Here is an 11,675-nt window from a genome sequence, read left to right on the forward strand (position 1 = left end):
TTGAAGGGTTCAGGGTAAAGGCTCCCCCCCGCAACCTATTGGAGCTCCTGCATGCGCGCCTTGTTCGTCGGTGGTGTGGTCGACAACAGTGAAATGGATCTGGAAGGCAGCCATCCGCCCGTGCATTACCCCGAGGACACCGGCGGCGGGCATTCACGCTACCGCCTGCACCAGGTCGGTCACGGCGCCGATGGCAGTGTGGCGTATGCGGTCTACGGCGCCCCGGATCTGGCCGATGACGAAGTCGCCCGCGTGGCCGAAGAACGCGCCTATGCGCGCCGGTTCGAAGCCACGCCTACGGTGTTTGAACATTAGGCAGACCAGCCACGCATGGCGTGGCTGTGCTCATTGCCTGGGCGGCAACCGGCGCACGCTGGCAATCTCGTCCAGCCACACATAGTGCTGCTGCACGGGCGTGTCGTAGTCGTCCAGGCGCAGCTGGCCGTTGGTACCTTCATCACCGGCGTCATTACGGAACTGCTGCACCGTTGGCCTGACGGCCACGGTGCCGAGCAGGCGACGACCATCGTGCAGGGTCAGTTCCACCTGCGTTTCGCCTTCCAGCTGCGGCAGCAGGGATTCCAGGCGCGCGATCTGCGCCGGGTCGGTGTGGATGCGGGGAGCAATACGGGACATTCGGCGACCTCCTGCAGGCAGGGTCGCCCATCGCCCGTGAATGCTCAGTGCAGTGCGTCGCCGTTGCGCAGTGCCTGCACGTGGCGCACCGCCGCCACCAGCTGGGCCACTGAATAAGGCTTGGCCACATGCTCCTGGAATCCCGATGCCAGCGCGCGGCGGCGATCATCGGCGCGTGCCAGCGCGGTCACCGCCACGGCCGGCAGCGTGGTGGCATCCACGCCCATGTCATCGCGCAGCGTGCGCACCAGCCCGTAGCCATCCATGCCCGGCATGCCGATGTCGGTCAGCAGCACGTTGTAGTGCAGGTGGCCGTTGTCGGCCAGCAGGGCCAGCGCTTCGACGGCCGAGGTGGCCGCCGACACCGATGCGCCCTGCTCTTCCAGCATGCGCCGCAGGTATTCCAGCACTTCCGGCTGGTCTTCCACGGCCAGCACGTGCAGGCCGCGCAGCGGGTACGGTTCGACCACCATCGGTTCGACGATCGGGCCGCTGATCACTTCCCGCAGCGGGCGCTTGTCCGCATCGGGGTAATGCTGTGGCAGGCGCACGGTGAACGTGGCGCCGTGGCCGTGGCCCTCGCTGGCCGCGCTTACCGTACCGCCATGCAGCTCCACCAGCTGCTGCACGATGGCCAGCCCCAACCCCAGGCCACCGTGGCGGCGGGTGGTGGTGCCATCGGCCTGGCGGAACCGGCTGAAGAGGTGATTGAGGAATTCCGGCGCAATGCCGTCGCCGGTATCACGCAGGGTTACCACCCAGTACTCACCCTCGGCCTGCAGCTGCACATCGATGCGGCCTTCGGCCGGAGTGAACTTGATCGCGTTGGACAGCAGGTTCCAGAACACCTGCTGCAGGCGCGTGGCGTCGCCCAGCACCAGGCAGCGTTCTTCGGGCATCTGCAGGGTGACGTCCAGCGCCTTGCCCTCGGCCACCAGTTCCTGCGCGCCCATGGCTTCGACCAGCTGCCCGCGCAGGTCCAGCGATTCCACTTCCAGCTGCACCTTGCCCAGCAGCATGCTGCTCAGGTCCAGCATGTCCGAGATCAGCCGCTTCTGCGCCGTGGCGCTGCTGGCGATCACGTTCAAGCCCTTGAACAGCGGGCTGGTGTTGTCCACCCGCTGCAGCAACAGCTCGCTCCAGCCCAGGATGGTGGTCAGTGGGGTACGCAGTTCATGCGACAGCGTGGCCAGGAATTCATCCTTCAGACGCGCCATGTTTTCGGCGGCGCTGCGTGCGGCGCGCTCGGACTGCAACAGTTCCTCGCGGGCCAGCTCGATCTCGCGGCGGTCGGTCACGTCCGGACTGCTGCCGGCCAGACCGATGAAGCGGCCCATGCGCGAGAAGCGCGGGCGAGCGTTCATTTCCAGCCAGCGCCACTGACCGTCGGCCCGGCGCGCGCGCACCAGCGCATGCATCGACCGCTGCGCCTTCAGCGCTTCCTGCAGCTCATATTCGAACACCGAGGCATCGTCGGGATGCACCAGGCCGCGCCAGACATCTTCCGGCACGCGGGTTTCATCGCCGCCGAAAAACTCACTGAAGGCGCTGTTGACGAAACGCGCGTGGCCTTTGTCGTCCAGCACCCAGACCGGCATCGGCAGGCCGTCGGCCAGCGCGCTGAAGCGCGCCTCGCTTTCGCCCAGTTCCACTTCAATCTGTTTGCGGGCGGTCACATCGAAGAACAGGATGCCGACCATGTCCTCGCCCTGCTGGCCCACGCGCACTGCGTCGACCGAGAACGAACGGCCCAGCGCGCGTGCTTCCATTTCAAACTGCGCCGGCTGGCCACTGCGTGCCACTTCACCGTAGATCCGGAACCAGTCGCGTTCGTGGTTGGGCTCCAGTTCGGTCATGCGCTTGCCGCGCGCGTCTCTCAGCCCGGTGTGGCGCTCGAAGGCGTCGTTGACCTCCAAGAAGCGATAATCGACGGCGCGGTCGCCCTCGAAGATCACGTGAATGACGCAGAAACCGGCATTGAAGCGCTCGAGCACGCCTCGGTGCAGATCGGTTTCCGGCGTGGGGGCCAGCAGCGCTGGACGCTCGGCGAGGGGCGGCAGTGTGGACAAAGGGGGGTCGAGGCAAGCCGGTATGGACGCACAGCATCTTCCAAAGGACGTATTCACAGCGTCAAGCGCCGTCGGTCATGCTTGACGTGGATGAATTGGTGGCAACCACGCCCAAGTGTGACGAATTTCGCCGTTGCAGCGGGTCGGGCGCAGGCTCACACTCGGCCTGAAACCACGACCATCGGCCCTTCCGGCCGCAGGAGTCCTGCCATGAACCGCATGCGTTTCACCACCACTGCCACGCTGCTGCTGGCCTGCGCATTGGCTGCCGGCGGCGCCATCGCCGCGCCCCGCACCGTCACCGCACCCGATGCGCCCCGCGCGCTGCAGGCCAATGGCCCGGTCAGTGTGCAGTGGACCGATCCGGCACAGTTCACCGAGCTGCGCCAGACCACCAACCGCTTTGAAGCCGAGCGCGGTGACTGGGTGCAGCAGATCGCCCGCTACATCCAGACCGCTGCGGCCAAGCCGCTGCAGCCCGGGCAGACCCTGGACGTGACCGTGACCGACATCAAGCGAGCGGGTGATTACGAGCCTTGGCACGGCTCGCGTGGCAGCGACATCCGGATCATGCGCGACATCTACCCGCCGCGCATCAGCCTGCAGTACACGCTGAAGGACGCCAGCGGCCACATCCTCGATGAGGGCCAGGCCAAGCTGAGCGACAGCGGTTACCTGCACAACATCGGGGTGCGCAGTGACACCGATCCGCTGCGCTACGAGAAGCGCCTGATTGACGACTGGGTGAAGAAGCAGCTCACCCCGCAGGTCACTGCCGCGCGATAAGCGCGCACGGTGCGCGGCCCTACCGGCGCACCACGCACCGGTAGGTGTCGACCTTGGTCGACACGCAGGGCCTTACTCCTGATACACCCGCGCCACGCGCTTCACCGCACACGGCAACTGGTAGGCACTCACGCCGCAGCGCGGGGCCAGTTCGGCCAGCGTGGGGGCAGTGCCCCACAGCTCCACCACGCTGCCCACAGCGGCCTGCGGGTGGGCGGTCAGATCCACCGTCAGCATGTCCATCGAAACACGGCCGATCAGGCCCCCAGGCTGGCCGTCGATCAGCACCGGGGTGCCGTTCGGCGCGAACTGCGGGTAGCCATCGGCATACCCCAGTGCCACCACGCCCACCCGGGTGCGCACCTTGGCCACGAAGCGGGCGCCATAGCCCACCGGTTCACCGGCTTCGATCCAGCGTTCGGCAATCACCTGCGACTGCATGGTCATCACCGGGCGCAGGCGCGCGGTCAGCGCGCTGTCGTCCGGCAGCGGGTTGGCCCCGTACAGCATCAGGCCCGGGCGCACCCAGTCACTGCGTACGTCCGGCCAGCCCAGCAGCGCCGGCGAGTTGCACACGCTGGTCTCGCCAGCCAGACCGTCAATGGCCGCCTTGAACGTTGTGGCCTGCTCATGCGTGCGCTCGCTGTCCAGTTCGTCGGCGCGCGCCAGGTGGGTCATCATCACGATGCGCTCGACCTGCGGCAGCGCCGACAGGCGTGCGTGCGCGGCACGGAAGCCGGCCACGTCCAGGCCCAGCCGGTGCATGCCACTGTCCAGCTTCAGCCAGACCGTCAGCGGGCGCGGGCTGTCGAAGGCGGCCAGCGCCTCCACCTGCCACGGCGAACCCACCGAGAACCACAGGTCATGTTCGGCCACCAGCGGCAGTTCGCTGGCTTCGAAGATGCCTTCCAGCAGCAGAATGGGCGCGCGGATGCCGGCCTGGCGCAGTTCCAGGGCTTCCTCGATGGTGGCCACCGCGAAGCCATCGGCCTCGCCTTCCAGCGCCTGCGCACAGCGCACCGCGCCGTGGCCATACGCATCGGCCTTGACCACGGCCAGCGCCTTGCCGCCGCCCAGTTCGCGGGCCAGGCGGTAGTTGCTGCGCAGCGCGCCCAGATCGATCAGCGCGCGGGCAGGACGCATGCGCGGCTCTCCTGCGGGGCGGCGTGGCCGTACTGGCCGTAACGGAAGATATCCAGGCCCTCGGTGCTGATCTGCGGCTGGCGCGCGCTCATCAGGTCGGCCAGGTAACGGCCCGAACCGCACGCCATGGTCCAGCCCAGGGTGCCGTGGCCGGTGTTCAGGTACAGGTTGCGCAGCGGGGTGGCGCCGATCACCGGCGTGCCATCCGGGGTGGCCGGGCGCAGGCCCGTCCAGAACTGCGCCTTGGCCAGATCCCCGCCCTTCGGGTACAGGTCGCGCACCACCAGCTCCAGGGTTTCGCGGCGGCGCTGCGACAGCGACAGGTCGAACCCGGCCACTTCGGCCATGCCACCCACGCGGATGCGGTTGTCGAAGCGGGTGACGGCCACCTTGTAGCTCTCGTCCAGGATGGTCGAGGTCGGCGCCATCGCCGGATCGGTGATCGGCAGGGTCAGCGAATAGCCCTTCAGCGGATACACCGGCAGGCGCATGCCCAGCGGCGCCACCATGGCCGGCGAATAGCTGCCCAGCGCCACCACCACCCGGTCGGCGGTTTCCACCCGGTTGCCGATGCGCACGCCGGTCACCCGGTCGCCCTCGACCTGCAGGCCGGTGATGTCCTGGTCGTAGCGGAATTCCACGCCGGCGTCGGCGGCCAGCTGGGCCAGGCGGCGGGTGAACAGCTGGCAGTCGCCGGTCTGGTCGCGCGGCAGGCGCAGCGCACCCACCAGGCCGTCCACATGGGCCAGCGCGGGCTCGGCCTGGATGATGCCGGCGCGGTCCAGCACTTCGTAGGGCACGCCGTACTGGGCCAGGATCTCGATGTCCTGGGCCGAGGCGTCCAGCTGCTGCTGGGTGCGGAACAACTGGGTGGTGCCCAGGTCGCGGCCTTCGAATTCGATACCGATCTGCGCGCGCAGCTCGTTCAGGCAGTCTCGGCTGTACTCGGACATGCGCACCATGCGTGCCTTGTTGATGGCATAGCGTTCCTGGGTGCAGTTGCGCAGCATCTGCCACAGCCAGCGGTACTGGGCCAGGTCCATGCCGGGCTTGATGGCCAGCGGGGCATGCTTTTCGAACAGCCAGCCGATCGCCTTCTTCGGCACGCCGGGGGCGGCCCACGGCGAGGTGTAGCCGAACGAGAGCTGGCCCGCGTTGGCGAAACTGGTTTCCAGCGCGGGGCCCGGCTGGCGGTCGATGACCGTGACTTCAAACCCGGCCTGCCGCAGGTACCAGGCACTGGTGGTGCCGATCACGCCGCTGCCAAGAACGAGGACTCGCATGGGGACTCTCCAACCCGATCATTCCCTGCGTTTGAGCACGCCGGGACCACAATTGGGGAAGTATAGGCCCGCATTCCTAGAGCATTTGCCTGTTTTTAGGACTACAGTCAGGCAGTTTCCCTGCGATTCATTCCCCGAGGTTGACGGCCATGGCCACCCGCTCCCGCGAACTGGACAAGATCGACCGCAAGATCCTGCGCATCCTGCAGGCCGAAGGCCGCATTTCCTTCACCGAGCTGGGGGAACGGGTCGGCCTGTCCACCACGCCCTGCACCGAACGGGTGCGCCGGCTGGAGCGCGAGGGCGTGATCACCGGTTACCACGCCCACCTGGACCCGACCGCGCTGAAAGCCAGCCTGCTGGTGTTCGTGGAAATCAGCCTGGCCTACAAATCGGGCGACATCTTCGAAGAGTTCCGCCGCGCCGCGCTGAAGCTGCCCAACGTACTGGAATGCCACCTGGTGTCGGGTGATTTCGATTACCTGCTGAAGGCGCGCATCAGCGAGATGGCCAGCTACCGCAAGCTGCTGGGCAGCACCCTGCTGACCCTGCCGCATGTGCGCGAGTCGAAGAGCTACATCGTGATGGAAGAAGTGAAAGAAACCTGGGCGCTGCCGATTGCCGATTGAGGCGGTGCCGCCTGTGGGGTCACAGCCCGCTGCGCGGGATCCGACCCTGGGGCTGGGGGTGGGGTCAGATCCCGCAGGGCGGGCTCCGACCCCGGGCCGGTCACCGCTGCTGCGGGTGCTTCATGCCGCCCTGCTGGCGGTGGTCCTGCTGCTTGCCACCCTTGTGCGGCTGCTGCTGATCCATCTGTTGCTGTTGCTGTTGCTGTTGCTGCTGCGGGTTGCGGCCCTGCGGTTCCTTGCCGGACGGACGGTTCTGCGGGTTCTTCATGATCGCGATCCAAAGGACAAAGGACATGCGCCGGCACGTTGCCGATGCAACGCCACGGTGGTCCCGTTCGGGTTAATCGCAGGCGAAAAAACAGTGATCGGCACGCACGCGTTTTGCTGGGTTCAGCCCGCCACGCCCGCGCCGCCCCTCACGGCTTGATCTGCTGCCCGGTGCCCTGCGGCACGCTGTCGTAGTAGCGCCCGGTGCGCGAATCAAACACGCGGTTTGGGCCTACCGGCTTCACCCCCGGCACGATGCGGCCGTTGCGGTCATACACCTTGTCCGGCAGTGCCGGCGCCGGGGTGGAGGTGATCGGCGCCGGGCCCGTGGCCTTGATCGGCTGGCGTGGCTGCGGCGAGGGCAACGGCTGCGGCTGCGGGCGGGCCGGCTGCACCGGCGGCTGCACCGGCTGCGGTGCCACCGCCGTGCTGCTGCGGGTGCTGGTCGGGTTGCCGGTCGGCATCTGCGCGTGCGCGGCCAGAGGCAGCAGCGCCGACAGCAGCAGGACAAGGGGGCGTTTCATGGCACGCTCCAGCGTGGACTGCCCCCACCATGCGCCCGGCCCCGTGTGCCGCCCATGAACGCGCATCACACTTGCAAGGCCGCCCCGCCACCCCCACTTCTGCCAGCATCCCACCACCGTCCCGGAGAGCCGCATGAGCGCGTTCGACCTCACGCCCCCCACCGCCGCCCAGACCGAAGCCCTGGTTGCCGGCCTGAGCGCCGAAGAGCGGCGCGTGCTGCTGCAGCACGGCACCGAGGCACCGTTCTGCGGCGTGTTCCTGGACAACAAGCGCGACGGCGTCTACTGCTGCCGCCTGTGCGCGCTGCCGCTGTTCCGGTCCAGCACCAAGTTCGATTCGGGCACCGGCTGGCCCAGCTTCTTCGCGCCCTACGACCCGGCCCACGTGCGCGAGATCCGCGATACCAGCCACGGCATGGTACGCACCGAGATCACCTGCGCCCGCTGCGGCAGCCACCTCGGCCACGTGTTCCCGGACGGCCCGCCGCCCACCTTCGAGCGCCACTGCCTGAATTCCGTCTCACTTTCCTTCACCGGCCAGGGCGAGCCGTGGCCCGATCCGCTGCAGCGTGGCGGCGCCGAGGCCGGCACGGCGGACTGAACACCCCCGCCGACCGACTTCACACAATTCCCTCTTCAGAAATCCCGGTGGCGCGCCGACAAGGAGATATCCCCCCTCCTTGCGTCGCGCCATGCTCATCATCGTTGGATTCCTGGTTGTCATCATCAGCGTGCTCGGCGGCTACCTCGGTGCCCACGGCCGCTTGGGTGCCCTCTGGCAGCCCTACGAACTGGTCATCATCGGCGGCGCCGCCCTGGGCGCATTCCTGGTCGGCACCCCGGCCAAGACGGTCAAGCAGACCCTGCAGGCCATGGTGGGCGTGTTCAAGGGCCCGCGCTACAAGCAGCAGGACTACATCGACGTCCTCAGCCTGCTCTATGAACTGCTGAACAAGGCCCGCCGCGAAGGCTTCATGGCGCTGGAAGACCATGTCGAACGCCCCGCCGAGAGCGCCCTGTTCGCCAACTACCCGAAGGTGCAGGCCGACCACCACCTGGTCGACTTCATCACCGACTGCCTGCGCCTGATGATCGGCAGCAACATCGAACCGCACGAACTGGAACCGCTGCTGGAGCTGGAGCTGGAAAAGCACCATGCCGAAGCCATGGCGCCGTCGCAGGTGCTGACCAAGGTGGCCGACGGCCTGCCCGGCTTCGGCATCGTGGCGGCGGTGCTGGGCATCGTCATCACCATGGGCTCCATCGGTGGCGACATCGTGGAAGTGGGCGGCCACGTGGCCGGTGCGCTGGTCGGCACCTTCCTGGGCATCCTGCTGGGCTATGGCTTCGTCGGCCCGATGGCCTCGGCCATGGAAGCCCGCGCCGAACAGGACAGCCGCATCTACGAATCGGTGAAGACCGCGCTGCTGGCCTGCCTGCGTGGCTACAACCCGAAGATCGCGCTGGAATTCGCCCGCAAGACGCTGCCGTCGAACGTGCGCCCGGCGTTCTCCGATTTCGAGCAGCACCTGAAGACGGTCAAGTAAGCCATGGCCGAGACCAAGCCCACCGTCATCGTCCGCAAGGTCAGGAAGGCCGGCCACGGCGGCCACCATGGCGGCTCGTGGAAGGTGGCCTATGCGGACTTTGTGACCGCGATGATGGCCTTCTTCCTGGTGCTGTGGCTGATGGCCAGCACCAGCAAGCCCGAACGCGCGGCCATTTCCGAATACTTCCGCAACCCCAGCCCGCTGGCCGGGCAGAGCCCCACGCCGGCACCGGGCATGGCCGGCCCCGGCGGCGCCAGCACCTCGATGATCAAGCTGGGCGGCGCCACCGATCTGTCGCGCGGCAACAGCAACGATCCCTTCCAGAACCAGAAGCAGGCCATGCAGCAGCCGGTGGACCAGCAGCAGCGCGACAAGCAGCAGCTGGAAGCGCTGATGAAGGAACTGCAGGAAGCGATCAGCCGCAGCCAGGCGCTGGAACCGTTCAAGGACCAGCTGCTGCTGGACCTGACCCCGGAAGGCCTGCGCATCCAGATCGTGGACAAGCAGAACCGGCCGATGTTCGACCTGGGCAGCGCGTCGCTGAAGCCGTACACGCAGCAGATCCTGCACGAGCTGGCCGAGTACCTGAACCATGTGCCGAACCGGATCAGCCTGACCGGCCATACCGATATCACCGCCTATTCGGCCGCGCGCGGCTACGGCAACTGGGAACTGAGCGCCGACCGCGCCAACGCCGCACGCCGCGCACTGGTGGACGGCGGCCTGGAAGACAGCAAGATCACCCGCGTGGTGGGCCTGTCCTCGTCGGTGCTGTTCGACAAGGTAGACCCGCAGAATCCGATCAACCGCCGCATCAGCATCGTGGTGATGACCCACGCCGCCGAAGAGGCCGCGCTGGCCGGTGCCGGCCCGCAGGTGGGGCTGTCGGCCACCACGGTCGACCCGGACGTGAAGGCTGCACAGGGTGAAGCCGCGAGCGGGGTCGGATCCCTTTCCCCCGGAAAGGGCTCTGACCCCTGATCGGCCTCCGCCGGGCACGGCCCGGCGAGCGCGCAGCGCGGCACCCAGTACAATGGCGGTCTTTCCGTTTCCAGGTGACCCCACCCCATGTCCCAGAACTCCAAGGCCAAGCGCGACAAGCGCAAGAAGCAGCAGGCCAAGCGTCCGTTCCTGCGCCTCAATGCCCAGCAGCAGGTGCAGAACCACGCCGTGCTGACCAACGAAGACGGCCAGCCGGTCGCCGCCATCGGTCTGCAGGGCCGCCAGTGGCTGCTGGCCATCGGCGGCCAGACCATGGGCAACGCCGACAACCCGGTGCCGATGCTGGCCATGCTCAAGCACCTGTCCAACGTGCAGGAAAAGGAAGGCCGCAAGGTCAACCTGGAATATTCCGAGCTGATGCAGAAGCTGCTGGACACCCTGGCCGCCGAAGCCGGCCAGACCGCTGACGAGTACCTGGGCAAGCTGGTGGCCGAGTTCGAGAGCGAGCAGGCCGCAGAAGCCGAAGACGCCGCTGAAGGCGACGTGGTTGAAGCCGCTGCCGACGCCGAGGCCGCGCCGGCCGCTGACGCCGACACCGACGGCAAGCCGCAGGCCTGACCCGGCCGCGGCGGTGGCGGTCTACGTCGATGACGCAGTGCATGCCTGGCGCGGACAGCGCTGGGCACACCTGATGGCCGACACCCTGGCCGAGCTGCACGCCATGGCGGCGCAGCTCGGCATCCCGCCCCGGGCCTTCCAGAACAAGGCCAGCGGCGCGCACTACGACGTCAACGCCGAACTGCGCGCGCAGGCCATAGCCCTCGGCGCCCGCGCCATTTCCCGCCACACCGACCGCGCCCTGGTGAAAGCGGTGATCGCCAACGCCCGCGCGCAATACCAGCCGTAGGCCGGGCAACGCGCCCGCCGGGCATGGCCCGGCGGATCGGCCGATCGATCAGAACGGGTCGCTGCCCAGCCGCACTTCCACGTTCAACAGCGAACACAGCGCCAGCAACGCATCGTCGTCGCGGGTCAGCGCCATCCAGCCGGTGAAGCCGTCGCTGCCGGCATCCACGCTCCACAGCGTGTAGTTGTGCTCGCGCAGGCGGTCGAAGGCGGTGGACATCAACTGCACGCCGTCCAGGTCTTCGGCGAAATCCTCGTCGTCCAGGTCGCCACCCCAGTCCAGCTGCAGGTTGAAGCGCGCCGACAGCTCGTTCACCGCCGACTGCAGCGATTCCAGATCGTCGCGCTCCACCTCGAAGCCGGACTGCCAGGCAATGGCGGTGAACAGCGCAGGCACCCAGTCGGCGTCGGCCTCCAGCGGCTCGCCGGCCTCGGCCAGCATCTCGCGCCAGCGGTTGAACTGCTGCAGCGCCAGCTCCTCGTCGCCGGGGTTGATCAGCACCAGCAGGTTCCAGATACGGGCCTCGAAATCGTCCTCGTCGAAATCGTGGGCGTCTTCCTCGAAATCGAAATAGTCGCTGTTGTCGGGCATGGCGGGCATTCCTGTGGGGCAGGCCGGCATTCTACGGTTTATCCTGTGCCGCTGAAGCCGGCCGTGGTGGCCGTCACTGTGAATGATGCGATGAGCGATACCCCTCCCGACCACCTGGCCATCAACCCGGCCAGCCCCTTCCACGATGCGCAGGCGCTGGAGCGCGGCGTGGGCGTGCGCTTCAACGATGTCGAGCGTGACAACGTCGAGGAATACTCGGTCAGCGAAGGCTGGATCCGCGTGCAGGCCGGCAAGGCGCGCGACCGCCGCGGCAACCCGATGACCATCAAGGTCAAGGGCAAGGTCGAGGTGTACTTCCTGGAACAGAAGCCGGAATAACCCGGCTCT

At 67.5% G+C, this 11,675-nt stretch carries 16 protein-coding genes; 9 read left to right on the forward strand and 7 right to left on the reverse strand.

Annotation, left to right across the window (positions count from 1 at the left end):
* Nucleotides 1-51 precede the first annotated feature (51 nt).
* Complete coding sequence (locus tag RTY46_RS08975; RefSeq protein ID WP_053518254.1) at nucleotides 52-315, forward strand: hypothetical protein; 264 nt, start codon at nucleotides 52-54, stop codon at nucleotides 313-315.
* A 30-nt stretch (nucleotides 316-345) separates the two neighbouring features.
* On the opposite strand, the gene RTY46_RS08980 is transcribed toward RTY46_RS08975, so the two are convergent.
* Both RTY46_RS08980 and RTY46_RS08985 read right to left on the reverse strand, forming a co-directional pair.
* Nucleotides 346-636 carry a DUF3247 family protein gene (locus tag RTY46_RS08980; RefSeq protein ID WP_312707890.1) on the reverse strand — a complete coding sequence of 97 codons (291 nt, stop codon included), beginning with the start codon at nucleotides 634-636 and terminating at the stop codon, nucleotides 346-348.
* A gap of 44 nt (nucleotides 637-680) precedes the next feature.
* Nucleotides 681-2,669, reverse strand: coding sequence for an ATP-binding protein (locus RTY46_RS08985; RefSeq protein ID WP_312707929.1), 1,989 nt, complete (start codon nucleotides 2,667-2,669; stop codon nucleotides 681-683).
* A gap of 246 nt (nucleotides 2,670-2,915) precedes the next feature.
* Between RTY46_RS08985 and RTY46_RS08990 the strand changes: the two genes are divergently transcribed.
* Nucleotides 2,916-3,491, forward strand: a complete 576-nt coding sequence (locus RTY46_RS08990; protein WP_312707892.1) for a DUF3016 domain-containing protein — start codon at nucleotides 2,916-2,918, stop codon at nucleotides 3,489-3,491.
* Nucleotides 3,492-3,563: 72 nt separating this feature from the next.
* On the opposite strand, the gene alr is transcribed toward RTY46_RS08990, so the two are convergent.
* Nucleotides 3,564-4,634: an alanine racemase gene (gene alr / locus RTY46_RS08995; RefSeq protein ID WP_312707894.1), complete on the reverse strand. Its 1,071-nt coding sequence runs from the start codon at nucleotides 4,632-4,634 to the stop codon at nucleotides 3,564-3,566.
* Nucleotides 4,613-5,917, reverse strand: coding sequence for a D-amino acid dehydrogenase (locus tag RTY46_RS09000; RefSeq protein WP_312707896.1), 1,305 nt, complete (start codon nucleotides 5,915-5,917; stop codon nucleotides 4,613-4,615). Before RTY46_RS09000 ends, alr begins: the two co-directional genes overlap by 22 nt.
* Before the next feature lie 149 nt (nucleotides 5,918-6,066).
* Between RTY46_RS09000 and RTY46_RS09005 the strand changes: the two genes are divergently transcribed.
* Complete coding sequence (locus tag RTY46_RS09005) at nucleotides 6,067-6,546, forward strand: winged helix-turn-helix transcriptional regulator (protein ID WP_108748377.1); 480 nt, start codon at nucleotides 6,067-6,069, stop codon at nucleotides 6,544-6,546.
* A 100-nt stretch (nucleotides 6,547-6,646) separates the two neighbouring features.
* Here RTY46_RS09005 and RTY46_RS09010 read toward each other — a convergent pair whose 3' ends face one another.
* Nucleotides 6,647-6,841: a lana protein gene (locus tag RTY46_RS09010; RefSeq protein ID WP_312707897.1), complete on the reverse strand. Its 195-nt coding sequence runs from the start codon at nucleotides 6,839-6,841 to the stop codon at nucleotides 6,647-6,649.
* Between the two features lie 121 nt (nucleotides 6,842-6,962).
* Nucleotides 6,963-7,337, reverse strand: a complete 375-nt coding sequence (locus RTY46_RS09015) for a classical arabinogalactan protein 4 (RefSeq protein WP_312707898.1) — start codon at nucleotides 7,335-7,337, stop codon at nucleotides 6,963-6,965.
* A gap of 133 nt (nucleotides 7,338-7,470) precedes the next feature.
* Here RTY46_RS09015 and msrB point away from each other — a divergent pair, with 133 nt between their 5' ends.
* The 5 genes from msrB to RTY46_RS09040 all read left to right on the forward strand — a co-directional run bounded on the left by msrB (nucleotide 7,471) and on the right by RTY46_RS09040 (nucleotide 10,736).
* Nucleotides 7,471-7,938, forward strand: a complete 468-nt coding sequence (gene msrB / locus RTY46_RS09020; protein ID WP_312707899.1) for a peptide-methionine (R)-S-oxide reductase MsrB — start codon at nucleotides 7,471-7,473, stop codon at nucleotides 7,936-7,938.
* Nucleotides 7,939-8,029: 91 nt separating this feature from the next.
* The gene (motA, locus tag RTY46_RS09025; protein WP_108752051.1) at nucleotides 8,030-8,884 is read left to right on the forward strand and encodes a flagellar motor stator protein MotA; all 855 of its coding nucleotides are present in this window, start codon (nucleotides 8,030-8,032) and stop codon (nucleotides 8,882-8,884) included.
* Between the two features lie 3 nt (nucleotides 8,885-8,887).
* Nucleotides 8,888-9,868 carry a flagellar motor protein MotB gene (gene motB, locus RTY46_RS09030; protein ID WP_312707900.1) on the forward strand — a complete coding sequence of 327 codons (981 nt, stop codon included), beginning with the start codon at nucleotides 8,888-8,890 and terminating at the stop codon, nucleotides 9,866-9,868.
* Nucleotides 9,869-9,955: 87 nt separating this feature from the next.
* Complete coding sequence (locus tag RTY46_RS09035) at nucleotides 9,956-10,447, forward strand: hypothetical protein (RefSeq protein WP_312707901.1); 492 nt, start codon at nucleotides 9,956-9,958, stop codon at nucleotides 10,445-10,447.
* A gap of 13 nt (nucleotides 10,448-10,460) precedes the next feature.
* Nucleotides 10,461-10,736, forward strand: coding sequence for a DUF4031 domain-containing protein (locus tag RTY46_RS09040; RefSeq protein ID WP_312707902.1), 276 nt, complete (start codon nucleotides 10,461-10,463; stop codon nucleotides 10,734-10,736).
* Between the two features lie 48 nt (nucleotides 10,737-10,784).
* On the opposite strand, the gene RTY46_RS09045 is transcribed toward RTY46_RS09040, so the two are convergent.
* Nucleotides 10,785-11,327, reverse strand: a complete 543-nt coding sequence (locus tag RTY46_RS09045; protein WP_312707904.1) for a hypothetical protein — start codon at nucleotides 11,325-11,327, stop codon at nucleotides 10,785-10,787.
* Between the two features lie 90 nt (nucleotides 11,328-11,417).
* Here RTY46_RS09045 and RTY46_RS09050 point away from each other — a divergent pair, with 90 nt between their 5' ends.
* A complete protein-coding gene (locus tag RTY46_RS09050) occupies nucleotides 11,418-11,666 on the forward strand; it encodes a DUF3297 family protein (protein ID WP_108751456.1) in 249 nt (82 codons plus the stop codon).
* The last annotated feature ends 9 nt before the right edge of the window (nucleotides 11,667-11,675 follow it).

It is taken from the genome of Stenotrophomonas sp. (assembly GCF_032056425.1).
Classification (GTDB): Bacteria; Pseudomonadota; Gammaproteobacteria; order Xanthomonadales; family Xanthomonadaceae; genus Stenotrophomonas.

Coding starts and splice junctions, on each gene's coding strand:
- RTY46_RS09045 (WP_312707904.1), bottom strand. CDS start 11,327: ATGCCCGACAACAGCGACTATTTCGATTTCGAGGAAGACGCCCACGAT.
- msrB (WP_312707899.1), top strand. CDS start 7,471: ATGAGCGCGTTCGACCTCACGCCCCCCACCGCCGCCCAGACCGAAGCC.
- RTY46_RS09000 (WP_312707896.1), bottom strand. CDS start 5,917: ATGCGAGTCCTCGTTCTTGGCAGCGGCGTGATCGGCACCACCAGTGCC.
- RTY46_RS08975 (WP_053518254.1), top strand. CDS start 52: ATGCGCGCCTTGTTCGTCGGTGGTGTGGTCGACAACAGTGAAATGGAT.
- RTY46_RS09010 (WP_312707897.1), bottom strand. CDS start 6,841: ATGTCCTTTGTCCTTTGGATCGCGATCATGAAGAACCCGCAGAACCGT.
- alr (WP_312707894.1), bottom strand. CDS start 4,634: ATGCGTCCTGCCCGCGCGCTGATCGATCTGGGCGCGCTGCGCAGCAAC.
- RTY46_RS09015 (WP_312707898.1), bottom strand. CDS start 7,337: ATGAAACGCCCCCTTGTCCTGCTGCTGTCGGCGCTGCTGCCTCTGGCC.
- RTY46_RS09035 (WP_312707901.1), top strand. CDS start 9,956: ATGTCCCAGAACTCCAAGGCCAAGCGCGACAAGCGCAAGAAGCAGCAG.
- motA (WP_108752051.1), top strand. CDS start 8,030: ATGCTCATCATCGTTGGATTCCTGGTTGTCATCATCAGCGTGCTCGGC.
- RTY46_RS09050 (WP_108751456.1), top strand. CDS start 11,418: ATGAGCGATACCCCTCCCGACCACCTGGCCATCAACCCGGCCAGCCCC.
- RTY46_RS08980 (WP_312707890.1), bottom strand. CDS start 636: ATGTCCCGTATTGCTCCCCGCATCCACACCGACCCGGCGCAGATCGCG.
- RTY46_RS08990 (WP_312707892.1), top strand. CDS start 2,916: ATGAACCGCATGCGTTTCACCACCACTGCCACGCTGCTGCTGGCCTGC.
- RTY46_RS09005 (WP_108748377.1), top strand. CDS start 6,067: ATGGCCACCCGCTCCCGCGAACTGGACAAGATCGACCGCAAGATCCTG.
- motB (WP_312707900.1), top strand. CDS start 8,888: ATGGCCGAGACCAAGCCCACCGTCATCGTCCGCAAGGTCAGGAAGGCC.